Raw genomic sequence first — 20,580 nt, forward strand, 5'->3', positions numbered from 1 at the left:
GCCGTCCACAGGCGCGCGGTGAACCCGGCAAGACTAGCGGCCCCCGCGGCATCCGGAGAAATCCCCGACGGGGGAGGCGGCCGCCGCGGGGTGGGCGGTCGGACACCCCGCAGCACCCGACCTCCTCGAACGAAGCGTTCGAGGTCGAACGCGCTGATGGAGGGCGAAAGCTCCGGTGCACCGACGCGTTCGGCCGCCACCGACGCGTTCGGCCGCCACCGACGCGTTCGGCCGCCACCGACGCGTTCGACGCCGAACGGTTCGTTCGGCGAAGCACGGCGCGGGCGCGGGCGCGGGCGCGGGCGCGGGCGCTGGCGCGGGCCGAAGCGCACCGCCGCGATGCGCCGTCGGGCTCAGGGTGTGGCCACCTCGGCACCGAGCACCGCGAGCAGCTGCAGCCTCTCGTGGCTCTCGCTGCCGACCTCGGCGGTGTAGACGAGCAGGGAGTGGGCCTGGGTGGGGTCGAGCAGCACCTGGCAGCTCAGCTCGAGCTCCCCGACCTGCGGGTGCACGAAGGTCTTGACCGGCGCCGGCCGCAGCCCCACCTCCTGGCGCTCCCACACGCGACGGAACTCCTCGCTGCGACCGAGCAGCTCGTCGACGATGCGCGCGGCCCGCGACCCCGGTCCGCGCCGCGTCGCCACCTCGCGCAGCCCCGAGGCCCACAGCCGGCCGAGGTGCTCGTGCTGGTCGGGCGCGTAGAGCCGTCGGCTCGCGGGGTCGGTGAACCAGCGGTAGCCGAGGCTGCGCGTCGACCCCTCCAGCCGCGCGGCGTCACCGGTGAGGGCCACGCCGAGCGGGGTCTGGCGCAGTGTCTCGCCGAGCTCGGTGACGACCTCGGCGGGGGTGTCGTGCAGCCGGTCGAGGATGCGCAGCATCCCCGGGCTGACGTGGTCGCTCTCGGACCCGCGCACCGGCGGGCTGTGCCCGGCGAGGCGGTAAAGGTGGTCGCGCTCGTCGAGCGAGAGGTGCAGACCCTGCGCGATGGCGGCGACCATCTGCTCGGAGGTGTGCGGCCCGGAACCGCGTTCGAGACGCGCGTAGTAGTCGGTCGACATGTGGCAGAGCGAGGCGACCTCCTCGCGCCGCAGCCCGCGGGTACGGCGCCGTCGCCCGCGGGGCAGCCCGACGTCCTCGGGCTGCAGCGACTCCCGACGGTGGCGCAGGTAGCGCGCCAGCCCCTCACGGTCGACCTGCACGTCGCCCCCCGTCCCCGTCGTCAGACCGGATGCCGGTCGCGTCCGTCCATTGTCACCGCCGGCCTCCGCGCTCCCCGCCCTCATCCACTGACCGCCGGTCAGTGGATGTCCCGGCCCTTCCACCGCCGCCCGGCCCGGGACATCGTGGGGGCATGACACGCCACGGCCCCACCCTGACCCTGCCCGACCTCACCGGACGACGGGCGCTCGTCACCGGCGCGAGCGACGGCATCGGCCTCGTCGTCGCCACCCGCCTCGCCGAGGCCGGGGCCGAGGTCGTGCTGCCGGTACGCAACCGCGCGAAGGGCGAGACGGCGCTCGCCGGCATCCGGAGGCACGTGCCGCAGGCACGGGTGTCGCTGCGCGACCTCGACCTGTCGTCGCTGTCGTCGGTGGCCGAGCTCGCGACGGCGCTCACCGACGAGGGCGCGCCGGTGCACCTGCTCGTCAACAACGCCGGTGTCATGACGCCGCCGACCCGGCAGACGACGGCCGACGGGTTCGAGCTGCAGCTCGGCACCAACCACCTCGGCCACGCCGCGCTCGTGCTGCGGCTGCTGCCCCTGCTGCGCGAAGGGCACGCCCGCGTGGTCTCGCAGGTGAGCATCGCGGCCGCCCGCGGGTCGATGGCGTGGGACGACCTTCACGAGCGGCGCTCGTACTCCGGCATGCGCGCCTACCGTCGCTCGAAGATCGCCCTCGGGCTCTTCGGCCTCGAGCTCGACCGGCGCAGCCGGCAGCACGGGTGGGGCCTGACGAGCACGCTCGCGCACCCCGGCGTCGCGCCGACCAGCCTGCTCGACGCGCGCCCCGAGCTCGGCCGCGCCGACGAGACCACGGCGCGACGGGTCATCCGCGCGATGTCGGCCCGCGGCATCCTCGTCGGCACCGTCGAGAGCGCGGCGCTGCCGGCCCTCATGGCGGCGACTGCGCCCGACGCCGACCTCGCCGAGCTGTACGGCCCCGGCGGGCCCGGCCACGTCGGCGGCCCGCCCGCGACGCAGCGTCTCTACCCGCCGCTGCGCGACCAGCCCGAGGCCGCGCGCGTCTGGGAGCGCACCCACGAGCTCGTCGGGCTGCCCCTCACCGGCTGAGCGCGCTCACCCGGGCCCGTCACGCCACCTCACGAGGCCGCCTCACGACGGCGGCGGATGCCGTCCGGCTCGTCCCAGCCGCGCCCCACGGGGCACGTGGCCACGCCGAGCGTCGAGTCGGACTGCCCGTAGTACGCGAACCACGTGTCGCGGAAGAGGACGAGCCCCTCGACGAAGGTGACGTTCGAGACGAGCCCGTGGGTGTCCTCGTACGTCTCCGGTTCGAGCCACGGACGCTCCATGCGGGCGAGCACCTCGGTGGGACGCGCGGGGTCGACGACGACCTGGCCGCACGTGTAGCGGACCGCGCCGTCTGGCAGCCGCACGGCGGCGTTGTGCAGCAGCAGGACCAGACCGTCGGCCGTGACGACCGGCTGGGGCCCCACCTCGACGAGGAAGCTCGCGAAGCCCCCGGGCCACGGGGTGAGCAGTGGCTCGTCGTTCGAGGCCGGGGTCCAGTGGATGAGGTCGTCGGACCACGCGTGCCAGATCGACCCCTCGCCGAAGAACATGAGCCAGCGGCCGTCGACCTGCTGCTCGAGGATGCCGCCCGCCTTGCTCCACGTGCGCGCCGTCCCGTCACCGGCGGGCAGGAACGTGTCGAACCCGGGGAACAGCGGCCCGTGCTTCGTCCACGTGTGCAGGTCGGTCGACGTCGCGAGGCACAGCTGCGCCGAGCTCAGGTCCCAGCCGGTGTAGGTGAGGTAGTACGTGCCGTCGATGACGGCGATGCGCGGGTCCTCGCAGCCGTGGGTCTCGTACGGCTCCGTCGGCTCGAGCACCGGCTCGGGCTCGCGCTCGAAGGTGAACCCGTCGTCGCTCCAGGCGAGCCCGACGCGGGAGACGAGGTCGGGCGAGTGCGCCCGGTACAGCAGGGCCACGCGACCGTCGACGACCGTGGCCGCGGCGTTGTAGACGTGGCCCGACTCCCACCCCGTGCCCTGCGGGCGCAGCACGGGGTTGCCCTCGTAGGGCGTGAAGGGGCCGAGCGGGAACGTCGCCGGCGTCCGCGCCGGGATGCCGGGTCGCCCCGTCATCGACGCACCACCGTGAACCCGCCCGCGGCCACCCGCACCGTCGGGGTGGAGCCCGTCGCGGTGTCCTGACCCAGCGGCCGGCCGAGGCCGTCGAACCGCTCGACCCGGGCGACGCCGGCCCCGGGCAGTGAGACCGCCGTCGCGACCGACGAGCCGCCGGCGTTTCGTACCAAGGCGATCGGCGCACCCGCGCCCTCGATGACGGCCCGGGTGACCTCGGGCTGCAGCATGACCGCGTCGAGCCGGGTCGTGTCGGAGCCGTCGGCGGTCGTGGTCGCCGTCAGCGTGATGGCGCCGTCGGGGACCGGCAGGCGCAGCGTCACGGGCAGCAGCGCGCCGAGCGCCTCGCTCGCACCCTGCGGGCCGACGGCGCCGGCGCGCACCTGCCCGAGCACCCGCCCACCGGCCGAGAAGGTCGTCACCGCAGTGCTGCCCGGCTGCAGGTCGACGACGGCCATGACGATCCGGGAGGGCCCGTCGGGCAGCCGCATCGTCGCCGTGCTCCCCGCCCCCAGGGCGACGTAGCCCCGGCCGCTGTACGAGGCCTCCCCCGTCCAGAGCGACGACGGGGTGACGACCTCGGCGGCGCCGGTCGTCGCCGCGTCCTCGCCCTCGAGGACACCGAGCTGCGACCGCGCGACGAGCCGACCGTTGCGGGCCACGGCGGCGATGTCGGGATGGGCGTCGAGCACGAGCATCGACAGCAGCCCGTGGATCGTCGACTCGGCGCCGGCGTTGCGGTTGACCCGGCCGTCGGCCTCGATGCCGTCGACCGTGCGACCGGTCGTGGGGTCGTAGGCCGGCTGCTCCGAGGCGTTGGCGCCGAAGTACCACGCCGCCTCCATGCCGGCGAGAGCACGCAGCCCGCGTGACCCCGCCGCGTCGGCATCCAGACCGTTTGCGACGGCGTCGGCCGTCTCGGTCAGCGACTGCACCCTCGAGTCGACGCCGTAGGCTATCTGGTTGCGCTCCAACGGGACCGGGAGCATCCCGTTGACGGCTCCGGTGGTCGTCAGCAGCCACGGGTCGAAGGTGCCCGACTCGCGCTCGGCGACCCGGACGAGGGCGTCGCGACTGAGCACGTCGCCGGCCCGCGACAGGGCGGCCGGCTGCTGGGAGGCCCAGGCGTGCCAGACCGAGCGCGACAGGCCCCACTGCTGCACGGCCTCGAACGGCCACGACCGGGTGTCGCCGGCCTGGAGGGCGGTCATGCCCTCGGCGAAACGGGCCAGCGCTCGCCGGGCCGTGGCGGGGCCGCCGGCCTCGACGTACGCCGCGAGCCCGAGCACGGCCTCGGCCGTGGCGTCGGTGCCGTCGTTGACGAGCCACGCCGGGGTCCGCCGCCCGTCGATCTGGAGGTAGCGGCCGTACTGGTCGAGCACCTGCCGGTCGAGGGCGGCGACGGACAGGTCGAGGCGGTCGCGCAGGAAGCGGGCGAAGGCGGGGTCGGCGTCCTTGAACGCGGCGTAGCCCTCGCCGAAGGCCCAGACCGTGCGGGCCAGCCAGAACGAGGCGTCGCTGTCGCTCGGGTCGGGCAGCTCGACCGGCTCGGCGCTGCGGTTGAGGGTGCCGTCGGGCTGCATCCAGAGCACGACGTTGCCGGCGTCGCGGCCGGACACCGTCTGGAAGTAGGCGAGACCGCGCAGCATCTCGAAGGCGCGGTCGCGGCTCGTCGCGGAACCGGTCTGCTGCCAGTGCCGCAGGTAGACGACGGCCGCGCGGCTGACGTCGTCGGCGTTGAACGCGCCCTGCGTGTACGTGTCCGTGGCCGGGTCGTACGTGCCGCCGCCGATGCGCTTGTAGGCGCCCGAGTCGCCGTCGGGCTCGGCGTAGGTCCACAGCACGCCGAACGAGGGGTCGGCGGCGGCGCGGTAGGTGGTGTGCCCGGGCTGGCGCGGCGGGGTGACGCGGTCACCGAGGAAGTCGAGGTGGGCGAGGTTCGTCAGGGGGGCCCGTGCGCCCGTGACGGTCGCAGCGGTGGCCGGTGCCACGGCTCCGGATGCCGGCGTGGCCGAGGCCGGTGCGCCGGCCAGCGTGGCGGCGACGGCGCAGGCCGCGACGGCGGCGGTGCCCGCGAGGGCCGCCCGTGAACGGGTCGGAGTGGTCGGGAGGTGGGTGGGGCGGGTCAGGGGGCTCATGGTCGCTCCTTTGCGTTCGAGCCGGGGCGGGTCGGGCAGGTCGAGCGGTGACGCGGGTCGGACGGTCGCGCAGTTCGGGCCGGTCGGGTGGGTCGCCGATCGGGTGGGTGGGGACCTGTCAGGTCGGTGGGGCGAGCTGCGGCGGCGGGGGCAGGAGGAGGCTGACGGTCGTGCCGGTCTCGAGGGCGCGGGTCGCCCCCGCGGCGACGACGACCGCGGCGGCGGCGTCGGTGACGTCGACGACCGGGCGGTCGCCGGTGCGCACGCAGTGCACGAGGTCGGCCACGGCCGACCGCACCGCGGCCGCGTAGACCTGCTGCTTGGCGTCCTCACCGCCGAGGTCGAGGGTCAGGTGCACCCGGTGCGGCAGGGAGAGGTCGGCGCCCCGCGCCCGCGCGCCGGGAGCGCCGGCGTCGCGCTGCACCTCGACCTCGATGCCGGCCGCGGGCAGGGCTGCGACGTCGATGTGACCGACGGCGAACAACGCCGCCGGGTCGGCCGCGAGCCGTTGCACGGTCGCGACGCCGTCGTCGTCGGTCCAGAGGTCGACCTCGGCCGTGACCGGGATCCAGCCGTGCACGACGGTCTGGGCCGCCCCGTGGTCGAGCCGGAGCCACTGGCGTTCGCAGCGGTCGGCGTGCGTGAAGGAATGGGTGTGCGTGGCGAGGGCCCCACCCGGGTGGGCGGTCGTGACGCTGACGACGTCGAGCAGGCCGTCGAGGTCGCCGTGCGGGGTGGGCCGGCGCACCCCCGTGGCCTGGGCATGGGTGGGCCTGGACCCGAGGAGCCAGTGCGCGGCGTCGAGTGCGTGCACGGCGTGCTCGAGCAGGATGCCGCCGCTGGCGTCCGTGTCCCAGAACCAGTGGTCGGGGCCGAGACCCTCGTCCGCCGCGTCGTTCTCGTAGGCGAAGCGGCGTACCGGGCCGAGCACCTCGTCACGCAGCCGCACGACCGCGGCGAGCAGCGGGTTGTGCCGCAGCACGTGGTCGACGGTGACGACCACGCCGGCCTGCTCGGCCTCGGCCACGACGTCGAGGGCGTCGGCCGCACTCGTCGCGAGCGGCTTCTCGCACAGCACGTGCCGGCCCGCTCGCACGGCCCTCGTGGCCAGCTCGGCGTGGGAGTCGGGCGTCGTCGCGACGAGCACGACGTCGACCGTGCGCAGCAGGGCGTCGACGTCGTCGGCAACCGCGGCACCGTGCCGGTCGGCGAGGTCCCTGGCCCTCTCGGGGTCACGGTCGACGACGGCGGCCACGACGAGGTCGTCGAGGCCGGCGGCCGCCCCGAGGACGAAGTCGGCGAAGCCGCCGGCTCCGACCACACCCAGCCGCAACGGCATCCGGTCGACCGTCATCCCTTCACCCCCGACCCGATGTCGGACGAGGTGAAGTGGCGCTGGAAGGCGACGAAGAGAGCGACGGCCGGTGCGGCGAGCACGACGGCACCGGCGAGGATCGCCCCGAAGGGGTTGCTCGCCCGGCCGGCCGCGTTGCTGATGTAGTTCGCGAGCGACACGGCGAGCGGCTGCATGTCGGCCTGCTTCGTGACGAGGAAGGGCCAGAGGAACTCGTTCCAGGGCCCGATGAAGGTCAGCAGCACGACGGTGAGCAGGGCCGGGCGCACGAGCGGCAGGGCGACCGACCACAGGATGCGGAACTCGCCGGCGCCGTCGATGCGGGCGGCGCTGAAGAGGTCCTCGGGCAGCTGGAGGAAGAACTGCCGGAAGACGAACACCGCGGTCGAGTTGATGGCGAACGGCACGATCATGCCGAGGTAGCTGTCGGCGAGGCCGTACGACCGCACGATCATCACGTAGAGCGGGATGACGAGCAGCTGGAAGGGCACGACCTGCACGAGCAGGACGAGGGCGAAGAGCGTGCCCTTGCCGCGCCAGTGCAGCCGGGCGAGGGCGTAGCCGGCGAGCACCCCGAAGAACACGGTCGAGACGATGACGGCGCCGGTGAAGATGCCGCTGTTGACGAGCGAGCGCAGCAGGTCGACCCGCTCGTTGATCTGCGCGTAGTTGTCGAGGGTGAGGTTGCTGAAGTCGAACGCCCCACCGATGGACGGGTCGGCCATGGTCTGCAGCGAGCCGATCGCCATGTAGTAGAAGGGGAAGAGGAACACGACGGCGCCGAGGGCCAGCAGCAGGCTGAGCGGCCACGTGCGCCGGCCCGGTCCTCGACCAGCGCCGCGGGCACCACCGTCGCCGGCCACTGCCCGTCCGTCGTCGGACGAGCCCGGTTGTGAGACAGGCGGTCTCGTGGGGGTGGCCATGTCAGTCACGCTCCAGCAGGCGTCGGTTGATGAGGGAGATGACGAGCACGAGGATGACGAGGATGACGCCGATCGCGGAGGCGATGTCGGGGTTCCCCTGCTCGATCCCCTTCTGGTACATGACGAGCACCGGCGAGCTGGAGGCGCCGTCGGGCCCGCCACCGTTGGTGAGCAGGTACGGCTCGGTGAAGAGGTTGGCGCCGGTGATGGTGGCGAGGATGACGACGAGCGCCGTCGCCGGCCGCACCCCGGGCACGGTCACCGCCAGGAACGAGCGCCAGCGGCCCGCGCCGTCGACCGAAGCCGACTCGTAGAGCTCCTTCGGCACGTTCTGCAGCGCCGCGAGGTAGAGCAGGATGAAGAAGCCGAGCTGCTTCCAGGCGACGAACACGGCGATGACCGGCAGCGCGAGCGACTCGTTGACGAGCCACGGCGGGTCGGGGGCGAGCGGCCCGAGCAGCCGGCTGACGAGGCCGTCGCCGCTGAAGAGGAACAGCCACACCGCGACCACCGCGACGCTCGCCGTCACGTAGGGCACGTAGTAAGCGACGCGGAAGAAGGTGCGGGCCTGCACGACGGTGTTGAGCGCGACGGCGAGCAGCAGGGCGAGCACGACGGTGATCGGCACGTTGATGACGAGGAAGACGAGCACGTTGCGGAAGGCCTGGCGCACGTCGGGGTCGGCGATGGCGTCGGCGTAGTTCTGCAGGCCGACGAACGGCCGCGACACCCGCGCCCGGGGCGCCGCGAAGAAGTAGTCGTGGAAGCTGATGTAGACCGCCAGCCCGAGCGGGTAGGCGAAGATCGCCGCGAGGTACACCGCGTACGGCAGTGCGAAGAGGATGCCGAGGGGCTGGCGCCCGAGCAGCCGTGAGACGAGCGAGCGGGGCGCGCCCGGCGCGGGGTCGTGGTCGTGACCCCGCGCCGGACCGCCGCCGCGGCCGGTGTCAGCCGTGGTGGTCACCGGTCACCGGCTCACTGCTGGCCGGCGAGCTTGTCGATGGACGCGGCTGCGGTCTTGAGGGCGTCGGCGGGGTTGCCCTTGCCCGAGATGACCGACGCCGTGTACTGGTCGCGGAAGTCCTGCCAGATCTCGACGGAGTTGGGCACGTTGGGGACCTCGACCGTGCGCGAGGCCTGGTCGGCGAAGGTCTTGTACTCCGGCTTCTTCGCGAAGTAGTCGGGGTAGGCCGATGCGAGGTCGGTGCGCAGCGGCATCTGGCCGGTGCGGTCGAGCAGGTCGCCGTCCTGCTCCTTGCTCGTCGAGAACTTCAGCACCTCCCACGCGGTGCCCTGGTTCTCGCAGGCCGAGTAGAGGCCGACGTTCTTGGCGTCCGAGAAGGTGTACGTCTCCGCCGCGCTCTTGCCCGTCGACGTCGGCACCGGGACCACGCCCCACTTCACCTTGTCGCCGTAGACCGCGACCGCCCACGGACCGACGATCGCCATGGCCGCCTTGCCGTCGGCGAAGGAGTCGGCCGTGTACTTCTCCGCGGGGGCGAGCTTCTCCTTGTACATCGTGGCCCAGAAGTCGGCGACCGACGTGCCGGCGGCGTCGGTGAAGGTCGCCTTGCCGTCCTCGACGAGCTGCTTGCCGCCGGTCTCGGCCGCGTAGAGCGGGTAGAAGTCGAACCACGACTGGAAGAACTCGCTCGTCGGCGCGGGCCAGATGGCGGCCTGGGCGGCCTTGCTCTGCACGATCTTCCGGCTCGTGGCGAGGAACTCGTCGTACGTCTTCAGCGGCGGGTTATCGGCGTCGACGCCCGCCTTCGCGAGCAGGGTCTTGTTGTAGAAGATCATGACCGGGTTCGACTTCCACGGCATCTGGTAGAGCTTGCCGTCGCTCGAGGTGTACTGCTCGGCGGTCTTGCCCGACCGGGCCTCGACGTAGGCCTTGCCGTCGGAGAAGTCGTCGAGCGGCACGAGCCCGCCCTGCTTCTGGAACTGCGGCACCGCGGCGGGCGAGGTGTTGTAGACGAGGCACGGGGCGTTGCCGGCGGTGATGGCGGCCCCGATGACCTCCTCCGACGACTTGCCGGCGGGGATCTCCTGCGCCGTGACCTTCTGGTCGGAGTGGGCAGCGTTCCACTTCTCGACCATCGCCTTGCCCCAGGCCACCTCGTCAGGGTTGTTCGACAGCCAGATCGTGATCGGCCCCTTGGCGGTGAGGGCCGCCTCGGCGTCGGCCCCTCCGCCGTCGTCACCCGACCCGCACGCGGCCAGGGTGGCGGCGAGGGCGACGGTGAGCGTCGCGCCGACGGTGGTGCGCGTCCTGCTGGTCATGACTCTGCTCGTGGTTCTCATGGCGATCTCCGTTGATCGTGGCCGGTGGGCCGGTGAGGGGGTGGAGTGGTGCGGGTCGTCGGTCGGGTGGGTCGAGGTCCGGGTTCGGTCGGACGGGTCAGGTTGCGTCTCAGCGCCTTTCGCGCTGCGGGATGCCGGTGGGCCGGGTCGCTTCGGCCGTCGACCCGCGCACGACGAGGTGCGGGGGCGGGAGGTGCACGTCGTCGGTGGCGTCGATGCCGGCGTCGATCGCGGCGAGCAGCGTCTGAGCGGCCGCGGCCCCCCAGGCGAGGACGTCGGTGTGCACGGTCGTCAGGCCCGGACGGAGCACCGCCGACACCGCGGTGTCGTCGAAGCCGGTGACCGACAGGTCGCCCGGCACGTCGAGCCCCCGGTCGGCGGCGACGGCGATGCCCGCGGCGGCCATGAGGTCGTTGGCGTAGACCACGGCGGTCGGGCGCCGGCGCGGCGGCAGGTCGAGCAGCTTCGCGGTGGCGGCGGCGCCGCCCTCGGCGGAGAAGTCGGCCTCGACGTGCAGTCCGGGAGCCAGCCCCGCGGCATCCGTCGCCTCGTCGAACGCCGCCCGGCGGGAGGCGCCGTGCACGTAGGTCGCCGGGCCCCCGACGTGCGCCAGGCGCGTGTGGCCGAGGGCGACGAGGTGCTCGACGGCGGCGCGGATGCCGGGGCGGTCGTCGACGACGACCGAGGGCGCGCTGTCGTCGATGTCGGGCGCGATGCGGACGCCGGGCAGACCGAGCCGACGCAGCACCGCGGGCCGGTCGTCGTCGACCCGCAGGTCGGTGAGGAAGACGCCGTCGGCGCGGCCCTCCCCCGCGAGGCGTTCGTAGGCCTCCTCCTCCGAGACGTGGGTGGGCACCACCTGCATGACGAGGGCGAACCCCGCCTGCGAGAGCACCGTCTCGACGCCCGCGACGAAGACGGCGAAGAAGGGGTCGGCGCCGAGGGTCTCGGGTGGGCGGGCGATGACGAGGGCGACGGCCATGGCGCGCGACGAGCTGAGGCCGCGGGCCCGCACGTCGCGGGTGAAGCCGAGCTCGTCGGCGGCGCGCAGGATGCGGCTGCGCGTCTCGGCGCTGACCCCGTCACGCCCGTTGATGGCGAACGAGACCGCGCCCTTGCTCACGCCCGCGGCCCGCGCGACGTCGGAGATCGTCGGTCTCCGGATCTGGGCCATGCTTGACTAAACCGGTTCAGTAGACGGGCTGTCAAGAGGCTGCCGCCGCAACCCGGTGCGGGCCACGGCCCGTTTTGGGACATCCCTCCGCCCGCCGGACCGTCCTTGACCGCGCCGCGGCCCGATCCCGGACACCCTCCGCACGCCGGACCGTCCTTGACCGCGCCACGGCCCGATGCCGGACACCCGACCGGTCGAACGGGCCGGTGACGGGGTCAGCGGGTCCGGGTGCGCGTCGTGGTCAGCAGCTGGTCGACCGGGGCATGGTCGTCACGCAGCACCATGGGGGCAGCGGCGACCAACGCGGCCACGTCGGCATCCTCGACGAGGGTCATCGGTGACGCCTGTCGCACGAGGGCACGCGTGAGGGCTTCCCGGTCGAGGGACCGGTCGGAGGCGATGATGACGAGGTTGCCGCCCGCTCCCCCGAGCGACCCGGGGACGACGGCGAGGGCGGTGTGCGCGAAGACCGACGCGACCGTGGCCAGCTCGGACCGGGCGAAGTCGAGGGGGCCGAAGTCGATGACGTTGAGCACGACGAGACCGCCGGGGCGCAGCACCCGCGCGACGTCGGCAAAGGTCTCGCGCGTCGTCAGGTGCCAGGGCACTGCCACGCCTCCGAAGGCGTCCCCGACGTACGCGTCGACGCTGTCGTCGGCGAGCTGGGCGACCGCCACGCGGCCGTCCCCGACGTCGACGCGCAGCCGTGGGTCGTCGGGCAGGGCCAGGCGGGTGCGGTCGACGTCGACGACGCCGGGGTCGATCTCGACGACCGTGTTGGTGATGTCGGGGCGCTGGTCGAGCAGGTAGCGCGGCAGCGTCATGCCTCCGCCGCCGACGTGCAGCACGTCGCGCGCCGTGTCCGGCAGGGTGTCGAGCGCGGCGGCGAAGGTCTTGGCGTAGCCGAACTCGAGGTAGGTGGGGTCAGCCGGGTCGACGTAGCTGTGCCTCAGCGTGTCGAGCACGAGCACCTGCCCACCGGGTCGCGCCGGGTCGGGGCGCACCGACGCGCAGTGGTAGGTCGTCTCGACGTCGCACGGCGAGGGGACGGCCACGCAGCCCACCGCGGCGACGAGCGCGACGGCGAGCGCCGCCGACGTACCGGTCGAGGTCCGGATGCCGTCGCGCCGGGCGAGCACGACGAGCGCGGCGCCGCCGACGACGAGCAGCGCTCCCGTGGCCAGCAGGATGACGCTCGTCGGCACGACCGCCACGAGGACGAAACCGGTGAGGAACGTCGCGAGGATGGCCCCGAGGGTGCCGATGCTCGACAGGCGCCCGACGACGGAGCCCGTGTCGTCGAGGCTGGCCAGCTGCAGCTTGACGACCATCGGGCTGACGGCCGACAGGACGGCGGCCGGGGCGAACACGGTGACGCCGGCGAGGAGCAGGGCGACCGACGGCGCGTCGGACGGTCCGACCGCGGCGGCCGCGAGCCGCACGGCCGGGGTGACGACGAGCACGAGCGCGCCGCCGACGACGAGCAGCGGCCCGATCATGGCGCGGGGCGGGCGGCGGTCGGCCGCGGCGCCACCCGCCCACGACCCGAGCGCGATGGCGGCGAGGGCCAGGCCGATGACACCGGTGTTGGTCTCGACCGTGATGCCGACGTAGGGGGCGATGAGACGCAGGGAGGTGATCTCGAGGACGAGCACCGCCGCCGACGAGACGACGACGAGCACGACAGCGAGCCAGCCGGGCAGGGCCCGGTCGACGCGCCTCGCCTCGGCCGTCACCGGTGGCCCCTCGTCGACGAGCAGGGCGTCCGGCGTGACCACTGGACAGGTCGTACGCGCCCTCTCGACGGGTCGTGAGAGCCCTCTCGACGGGAGGGGGGCGGGGGTGGGGGCATGCCTGACCCTAAGCCGACGGCCCCGGATCTCCAGGTGGGAGAGCCGGGGCCGTCGGTGCTGGCGAGCCGTCGGTCAGCGGACGACGACGTCCCCGCGGACCGCCTGGGCGCGGCTGTCGTAGACGAGGTCACCGGACGCCGACCGGACCACCACCCGCAGGGTGTCGGCCTTGCGGACGTCGGTCGCGGTCACCTCGAGGCGGTAGCCCGAGGCGCCGTTGACGACGGCCGGCCCGGCGAAGCGGGCGGTCGTGCCCGTGACGACGAGCGAGTCGAACCTCGTGGCACCGACCGTCAGCCGCGCCTTGGGGGCGACGTAGCCGAAGACGCCGTTCGGGGTGGTCGCGTTGGCGCGGTAGCCGACGGCGAACGAGAACGTCCCCCGGCCGGCGGCAGCGGGTCGCGGCACGTACGACCCGGCGGGCGAGGCGATGCTGCCAGCCCCCGCGGCGGTGCCGGCCCGGCGGTCGTAGACGACGACCTGCGTCGTCGACGCCGAGGAGCCGGCGTTGCCGAACTGGTCTGTGACGGTGACCTTCACCGTGTAGAACCCGGCCGCGGTGTAGGTGTGCGTCCCCGACACCAAGCCGGCCGAGCCGATCCCGGCGGCGCCGGGCTCGGTGACCGTGCCGGCGCTGCTCGTGCCGTCGCCCCACTCGATGGTGGCGCTGTGCGTGTCGAGCGGGTCGGCGTCGGTGAACGGCGCCGAGACCGTGACCGGCACCCCGACCGAGGTAGCCGCCCCCGGGACCGTGACCGCACCGACCACCGGCGCGGCGTTCGTCAGGGACAGCCCGACGACGACGGGGTCGTGGTCGGAGATGCGGAACTGGTTCGGCGCGTACAGGCTGCTCAGCTGGCCGGCCGTCTTGAACTCGGTGTTGTAGTCGAGCACCGACGGCTCGTCGGCGTTGATGTGCCAGTCGGCCACCCCGGTGACCTGCGCGTCGATCGAAGCGGAGCCGAGGGCGTGGTCGAGGTAGCCCCACTGGCCGTCGAACGCGTACGAGTAGGCCTCGCGCCCGTTGCGCGACTCGATGAGGTTGGTGAAGCCGGCCGACTCGATGGCCCGGATCGGGTCCTCCTTGGCGTAGGAGTTGAGGTCGCCGAGGATGAGCACGTCGGGGTCGCCGGTGCCGGTCGGGTCGCCCGCCAGCCAGTCGGTCAGCAGCTGCGCCGACCGGGTGCGCACCGCGTTGCAGTTGCCCTGGCCGTCACCGGCGTCGGGGGCGACGCACGCGCTGCCCTTGCTCTTGAGGTGGTTGGCCACGGCGACGAAGGTGCCACCGGTCTCGTTGTCGCGGAAGGCCTGGGCCAGCGAGGGACGGTTGCGCGGGTCGGGGTCGCCGCCGGTGACGAAGGCCTCCGTGTTGAGCACCCCCGTGCGCCCGACGGGCGTCACCGCCGCCGGCTTGTAGAGCATGCCGACCTTGATGGCGTCGCTGCCGAGCGAGTCGACCTGGCCGGTGCGGGCGTCGGCGTCGATGAACGCCCACGTGCCTGCGCCGTCGGTCGCGTTGAGACGACCGACGAGGTCGGCGACCGCGCTGCCCGAGCCGTAGCCGTTGTTCTCCATCTCCATGAAGGCGACGACGTCGGCGTCCGTGCCGCTGACGGCGGCGACCGTCTTGGCCGCCTGCCGCTCGAGCTCCTGGGCGGTGTTCGCGCCGCGGCAGTCGAGGGCCGGGCCCGTCACGCCGCCGCGGCAGGTGCTGCCCGAGGCGTCGAGGGTGGTGAAGTAGTTGAGCAGGTTCATGCCGGTCACCCGCAGGTCACCGCCGACCGACGGCGGGTCGGCGGGGCGCGGGTTGGTCGGCTCGAACAGCGCCTGACCACCCAGGGCTCCGACGGGCCGGACGCGGTAGGTGTTCGGGCTCGCGGCGTTGCCGCCCCACGTGTAGGTCATGACGCCGACGAGGCCGGTGGTCGTGTCGCCACCGCGGAGGGTGTTGGTCGCCGAGAGCGGCTGGCCTCCCCGCCCGAAGACGATCGGGTCGGGGTTCTGCGCCTGCGTGGCGTCGTCGACGACGATGCGCCGCAGCGCGTTCTGCGCCTGGAGCGCGAGGGCCGGGGCGCCGGGGGCAACGACGTTGGTCGGCTGCTCGAGGCGGCCGCCCTGCGAGAGCGTGACCTGCCCGAAGCGTCCGAGCTGGAAGTGCTCGGTCACCGTCATCGTCTGCGGCAGCCGCACGAGCATGCCCTCGTAGCGCTCGAGGTCGCTCGGCGAGGTGAGCGGGAACGTCACGTCGACGGGCGTCACGGCGGTGGTGCCGCCGCCGGCCGCGCACACGCGGGGCGTCGCCGCGGCGGTGACCTGCGTCTGGCCCTGGAACTCGCCGACGGCGCCGGTCACGCTGACGACGTCACCGGGCGAGACGGCATCCACGCCGTTGTCGAAGACGAAGACCGCGTCGGACGTCGCGGGGTCACCGTCGCCGACGGGGTCCTGGAGGTAGAAGCCGCGCAGCGCGGGCGCCGGCCCCTCGTGGTCGCCGACGACGACGCCGCGCGTCGTGACGGTGGTGCCGCTGAGCGGCGAGGTGTCGGTCGTTCCCTGGATCGCGGGGATCGCCGTGACCCGCCCCGTGCACGCGTCGCCGGCCGGGGTGCTGAAGTGCACGACGACGTCGGCGGCGAGGGTGTCCGGCGGGTCGTCGGCGTCGACGTCGGAGATCGCGGATGCCGTGACGGTGAGCGAGCACGTCTGCCCCGTCGCGAGGTCGGCGGCGGGGTCGAGGGTGAACGTGGTCGGTCCGCCGGAGACGGTGACGGGCACGGCGCCCGCGCCGCTGCACGTGAGGGCGAACGCGCCCGACGCCGCGGTGACGGGCTCGGAGAAGGTGACGCTGATGTTCGAGGCGGGGTCGACGAGGGCGCCACCGTCGGCCGGCGACGTGGCCGTGACGGTCGGCGCGGCGTCGGCGACGGGCCCGGAGTCGACGGTGTGGCTGCCCAGGCCGTCGAAGGTGTCGACCGCGTAGCCGTCCCACTGCACGGAGGGGTCGAAGGCGTCGCTGCCGTCGCGGTCGCCCGACTGGACCGAGGCCTTGCGGCGCAGGGTGTCGTCGGCGGTCGAGGTGAGGCCGGTGCCCCACTCGGTGCCGGGGTCGACACCGATCTGCCCGATGACGTCGACGGTGCTGCCGGCCTTGGTCAGCTCGACGGCGTCGTCGCCGTTCCACAGGCTGGCCCCGGTGGTCTGGTCGGCCTCGGCGAGCACCGGCGCGGAGGCGCTGCTCGCGGCGACGACGTAGACGTCGCCGGGTGCGACCGTGCCGGTGAGCGAGATGGTGCCGCCCGGGGAGGTGGCGCCGTTGAAGTAGACGCGGATGCCGTACTGCCCGGACGAGAGGTCGACGGGCGCCCCGGTGCCGTTGTAGATCTCGAGCGCCTTGTTGTTGCTCGAGCCCTCGACGTACTCGCTGACGAACAGCTCGGTCGGGGCGGCCGACGCGCTCGGCGCCGCGACGAACGGGCCCAGCCCGGCGGCGAGGACGGTCGCGGCGGTGACCCCCGCGACGCGTCGTCTCGGCCGACGGGTGGAGCCGGGGCGCGGGGCCTCGGCGTGGGGACGTGCTGGCATGAGTTCCTCCCTCGGCCGCGCCCTCCGCGCGGTCATCGCGTCACAGTAGACCGGGGTACGGACACCCGCCCGTCGAGAGCGCACGGCCATCAGATGAACGGTCCGCGACGGTCCGGCGCCCCCTCGGCCGGGGCGCGCGACCCGCCCCTCGGGCGACCTCCACCCCCTCTCGAGCGCTTCTCGTCATGGCTGCGGCCCGGCCTGCGGGGTCTCGCCCGCCTGCCGGTACCGAGCCGCCAGCGTCGCGAACGCGGCCGTGAGCTCCGGCGGCCCCACCACCTCCATCGCGGCCTCGAACCTGCCGAACGAGGCTGCGAGCGCCCCCCACGACCACGAGCCGGCCTCGAGCGCGCACCGGTCCTCGTCGACCGCCGTGACGGTGCCGTCGCCCGCGAAGGGGAGGACCTCGTGCACCGGAAGGTCGAGGATGACGGTGCCGCGGCACGGCCAGGCGTCGACGACGGAGCCCTTGAACCGCGCGGAGACGAACGCGTCGACGTCTCCACCCGGTACCGGGCGGGGCGTGAACCGCGGACCGGTCGGCGTCCGCGGTCGGAGACGGTCGACCCGGTAGAGGCGCCAGTCGTCGCGGTCGAGGTCCCAGCCGAGCAGGTACCAGCGCCCGTACGAGGTGACCAGGTGCGCCGGTTCGGTGCGGCGCGGCGGGACGAGCGGCCCGTCGTCGTCCGCGACGCCGTGAGGGCTACAGTCGAAGCGCAGCACCTCGCGGTCGCGGATCGAGCCGGCGAGGGTGACGAGCAGGTCCGTCGAGACGTCGGTGGGGGCGGCGCCCGCCCGCCCGACCACCGTCACCGTGAGGGCGTCGAGGCGGTGCCGCAGGCGCGAGGGCATGACCTGCCGGACCGTCGCGAGGGCGCGCACCGCGGCCTCTCCGATGCCCGCCCCCATCGCGGGGGCCGCGTGCAGGGCCAGGGCGACCGCGACGGCCTGGTCGTCGTCGAAGAGCAGAGGCGGCAGGTCGCTCCCGGCGTCGAGCCGGTACCCGCCGTCCGGCCCCATCGTGGCGTGGATGCGGTAGCCCATCTCGCGCAGCCGTTCGACGTCCCTGCGGACGGTCCGGTCGCTGGTCCCGAGCCGGGACGCCAGGAGATGACCCGGCCAGTCCCGTCGGGTCTGCAGCAGCGAGAGCAGGCTGAGCAGTCGGGCGGTCGTCGTCACACCTCGAAGGCTACGTCGAGTGCAGGACAGAAACTGACCTACACACCCTGGAGAGTGGCGACAGCAGGCCGGACGGGCCCGCACCTCGTGAAGGAGCCACCATGACCATCCAGACGACCACCCACCTCAACTTCCGTGGCGACGCTCGTGCGGCGCTGGAGTTCTACCAGTCCGTCTTCGGCGGCCACCTCGTCGTCAACACCTACGCCGACTTCGGGATGCCGGCCGGCGCTCCCGGTGCCGACAAGGTCGTGTTCGGTCTCGTCGCGGCGGACAACGGGTTCCGGATCATGGGCTACGACGTCCCCGGCCGGACCGAGGGCGCCATCACCGGCGGCGGCTCCACCCGTCGTGAGAACGGCACCACCGTGACCGACCAGGCCCTGTTCGTCTCGATCGGGTCGGACAGCCTCGACGAGCTCCGCGGCCACTGGGACGCCCTCGCCGTGGACGCGGTCGTCGTCGAGCCGTTGGCGGCGTCGGCGTGGAGCGCCGGCTTCGGGATGCTCACCGACCGGTTCGGTGTCACCTGGAGCGTGAGCGTCACGGCGTAAGCGTCGCGGCCCGACCGCGAGACCGCGGTCGGGTCGGACCGCGTGGCCGGCGGCCCGTCTGTCACAGTCGGTGTGCACGCCTCGTCCCCCACCCGGCCCCGAGGAGGCATCCGTGGCGACACCCTCTCCGGAGACCATCGACCAGGCCTTCCGCTGGTCCGACCTGACCGGGGTGCTCGCCAACGCCGTGCTCGGCGGCGTCCTCGCCCGGCAGGCCGGGCTCGACCTCGTCGGATTCGGGACCCTCGCCATCCTCTCGGGCCTCGGGGGCGGGCTCATCCGCGACACCCTCCTGCAGGCCGGGACGCCGGCGGCCCTCACCGACTACGCCTACCTGCTCACGGCGCTGGCCGGGGCGGCGCTCGCCTACCTGCTCGACGTCCGGGGCCGCCTCTGGGACCGGGTCTTCCCCTGCCTCGACGCCGTCGCCATGGGCTGCTGGGCGGCCGCCGGCGCGCAGAAGACGATCGGCACGGGCCTGGGCTGGCTTCCGGCGGTGCTGCTCGGCACCATCACCGCGGTCGGCGGCGGCACCGTGCGTGACGTCGTGCTGCAACGCCGCCCCGGCATCTTTGGGGGGCCCCTGTACGCGACCGCCGCCCTCGTCGCCGCCGGCGTCATGGTGACCATGCACGCGCTGGGTCTCGCCTCCGTGGGGCCTGCTCGTCGCGACGGCGACGGGGGCCGCGCTGACCCTGGTCGCCCGGTGGCGCAACTGGGAGCTGCCCGAGCCCCGGGCCTGGCGACCGACGGCAGCGGTCGCGAAGGCCTCGGGCTCGTGGTTCCGCCACGAGGGCAAACGCTCCCCCACCACGCCGAATCCGCCCCCCGCATCCGGACCACCACGAGAAGCGGAACCTTCCCGATCCTCCGAGCCCCCCGAGGAGCACCCATGACGTCAGCCCTGCCCCAGGTCCTGTCCGGCCTCGACGACGCCCGCGGCTGGCAGGAGGAGCTGTACCGCGACCTGCACGCCCACCCGGAGCTGTCGCACCGCGAGCACCGCACCGCGCGGCTCGTGGCCGAGCGGCTCACGTCGCTCGGCTACGACGTGCGTGACGGCGTCGGCGGCACCGGGGTCGTCGGCATCCTGCGCAACGGTGACGGCCCGACCGTGCTGCTGCGGGCCGACATGGACGCCCTCCCGATCCGCGAGCGCACCGGGCTCGCCTACGCGAGCACCGACACGGCCGACGACGACGGTCAGGAGGTGCCGGTCACGCACGCCTGCGGCCACGACGTCCACGTCGTCTGCCTGCTCGGTGCGGCCGCGCTCCTCGCCGGGTCCACCGCCGCGTGGGGCGGCGCCGTCGTCGCGCTCTTCCAGCCGGCCGAGGAGGTCGGCACCGGGGCGCAGGGCATGCTCGACGACGACCTCGCCGCGCTCGTCGGCACGCCCGACGTGGCCCTGGCCCAGCACGTCCTGCCCTACCCGGTCGGCACCGTGGGCACCCGCCCCGGCTCGTTCCTCTCCGCCGCCGACACGCTGCGGATCACCCTGCACGGTCGTGGTGCCCACGGGTCGATGCCCCAGGCAGCCGTCGACCCGGTCGTGCTCGCCTCGATGGTCGTCCTGCGGCTGCAGACGATCGTGTCGCGCGAGCTGTCGCCCACCACCCCCGCGGTGCTGACGATCGGCAGCCTCCACGCCGGCTCGGCCGGCAACGTCATCAGCGACGAGGCCGTGCTGCAGCTCAACGTGCGCACGTACGACGAGGCGACCCGGACGCAGGTGCTGGATGCCGTCACCCGCATCGTCCGCGCGGAGTGCGCCGCGTCGGGGTCGCCGCAGGAGCCGACCGTCGAGGTCGTCGACCACTACCCGCCGACCGTCAACGACGCCGACACGACGGCCCGCGTCCGCGCGGCCTTCGACACCGCGTTCGGCGACGCCGTCTTCGACATCGACCTGCAGACCGCCAGCGAGGACTTCAGCGTCGTCCCCGACGCCCTCGGGACGCCGTACTGCTACTGGGGAAACGGTGGCATCGACCCCGACGCCTACGCCGTGGCGCAGGAGGCGGGACGCATCGCCTCGGACGTCCCCGTCAACCACTCACCCACCTTCTCGCCCGTCGTCCAGCCGACGCTCGACACGGGGACGTCGGCGATGGTCACTGCGGCGCTGGCCTGGCTGGCCCCGGACGGCGACCGCCCCGCATGAACCGACCGGCCGCAGCGGGCTACCG

14 protein-coding genes are annotated in these 20,580 nt (G+C 73.8%); 3 read left to right on the forward strand and 11 right to left on the reverse strand.

The window, feature by feature from the left end; genetic code table 11:
• Window positions 1-353: 353 nt before the first annotated feature.
• Window positions 354-1,283 (reverse strand): helix-turn-helix transcriptional regulator, encoded by a 930-nt coding sequence (locus tag DFJ68_RS15040; RefSeq protein ID WP_121034435.1) that lies wholly within the window; start codon window positions 1,281-1,283, stop codon window positions 354-356.
• A gap of 68 nt (window positions 1,284-1,351) precedes the next feature.
• On the opposite strand from DFJ68_RS15040, the gene DFJ68_RS15045 reads away from it, so the two are divergent.
• A complete protein-coding gene (locus DFJ68_RS15045) occupies window positions 1,352-2,293 on the forward strand; it encodes an SDR family oxidoreductase (RefSeq protein WP_121034436.1) in 942 nt (313 codons plus the stop codon).
• A gap of 29 nt (window positions 2,294-2,322) precedes the next feature.
• Here DFJ68_RS15045 and DFJ68_RS15050 read toward each other — a convergent pair whose 3' ends face one another.
• From DFJ68_RS15050 to DFJ68_RS15095, 10 genes are all read right to left on the reverse strand, one after another.
• Window positions 2,323-3,330 carry a glycoside hydrolase family 130 protein gene (locus DFJ68_RS15050; protein ID WP_121034437.1) on the reverse strand — a complete coding sequence of 336 codons (1,008 nt, stop codon included), beginning with the start codon at window positions 3,328-3,330 and terminating at the stop codon, window positions 2,323-2,325.
• A complete protein-coding gene (locus DFJ68_RS15055; protein WP_121034438.1) occupies window positions 3,327-5,468 on the reverse strand; it encodes a hypothetical protein in 2,142 nt (713 codons plus the stop codon). The genes DFJ68_RS15050 and DFJ68_RS15055 overlap by 4 nt, the downstream gene beginning before the upstream one ends.
• A gap of 118 nt (window positions 5,469-5,586) precedes the next feature.
• Complete coding sequence (locus DFJ68_RS15060; protein WP_121034439.1) at window positions 5,587-6,822, reverse strand: Gfo/Idh/MocA family protein; 1,236 nt, start codon at window positions 6,820-6,822, stop codon at window positions 5,587-5,589.
• The gene (locus tag DFJ68_RS15065; protein ID WP_245963814.1) at window positions 6,819-7,571 is read right to left on the reverse strand and encodes a carbohydrate ABC transporter permease; all 753 of its coding nucleotides are present in this window, start codon (window positions 7,569-7,571) and stop codon (window positions 6,819-6,821) included. The genes DFJ68_RS15060 and DFJ68_RS15065 overlap by 4 nt, the downstream gene beginning before the upstream one ends.
• 175 nt (window positions 7,572-7,746) lie before the next feature.
• Window positions 7,747-8,709 carry a carbohydrate ABC transporter permease gene (locus tag DFJ68_RS15070; RefSeq protein WP_121034441.1) on the reverse strand — a complete coding sequence of 321 codons (963 nt, stop codon included), beginning with the start codon at window positions 8,707-8,709 and terminating at the stop codon, window positions 7,747-7,749.
• Between the two features lie 11 nt (window positions 8,710-8,720).
• Entirely contained in the window at window positions 8,721-10,028 is a 1,308-nt protein-coding gene (locus tag DFJ68_RS15075) for an extracellular solute-binding protein (RefSeq protein WP_121034442.1), read from the reverse strand.
• Between the two features lie 130 nt (window positions 10,029-10,158).
• Window positions 10,159-11,223 (reverse strand): LacI family DNA-binding transcriptional regulator, encoded by a 1,065-nt coding sequence (locus DFJ68_RS15080; protein WP_121034443.1) that lies wholly within the window; start codon window positions 11,221-11,223, stop codon window positions 10,159-10,161.
• A gap of 215 nt (window positions 11,224-11,438) precedes the next feature.
• Window positions 11,439-13,001: a fused MFS/spermidine synthase gene (locus tag DFJ68_RS15085; RefSeq protein WP_211333385.1), complete on the reverse strand. Its 1,563-nt coding sequence runs from the start codon at window positions 12,999-13,001 to the stop codon at window positions 11,439-11,441.
• A gap of 147 nt (window positions 13,002-13,148) precedes the next feature.
• Window positions 13,149-16,658 (reverse strand): ExeM/NucH family extracellular endonuclease, encoded by a 3,510-nt coding sequence (locus DFJ68_RS15090; RefSeq protein ID WP_121034444.1) that lies wholly within the window; start codon window positions 16,656-16,658, stop codon window positions 13,149-13,151.
• Window positions 16,659-16,841: 183 nt separating this feature from the next.
• Window positions 16,842-17,837, reverse strand: a complete 996-nt coding sequence (locus DFJ68_RS15095) for a helix-turn-helix transcriptional regulator (RefSeq protein ID WP_121034445.1) — start codon at window positions 17,835-17,837, stop codon at window positions 16,842-16,844.
• A gap of 101 nt (window positions 17,838-17,938) precedes the next feature.
• Between DFJ68_RS15095 and DFJ68_RS15100 the strand changes: the two genes are divergently transcribed.
• Window positions 17,939-18,391 carry a VOC family protein gene (locus DFJ68_RS15100; protein ID WP_121034446.1) on the forward strand — a complete coding sequence of 151 codons (453 nt, stop codon included), beginning with the start codon at window positions 17,939-17,941 and terminating at the stop codon, window positions 18,389-18,391.
• A 112-nt stretch (window positions 18,392-18,503) separates the two neighbouring features.
• Window positions 18,504-20,555, forward strand: a complete 2,052-nt coding sequence (locus tag DFJ68_RS19040) for an amidohydrolase (RefSeq protein WP_211333386.1) — start codon at window positions 18,504-18,506, stop codon at window positions 20,553-20,555.
• The last annotated feature ends 25 nt before the right edge of the window (window positions 20,556-20,580 follow it).

Origin of the sequence: Terracoccus luteus (assembly GCF_003635045.1) — a bacterium.
Lineage (GTDB): Bacteria > Actinomycetota > Actinomycetes > Actinomycetales > Dermatophilaceae > Terracoccus > Terracoccus luteus.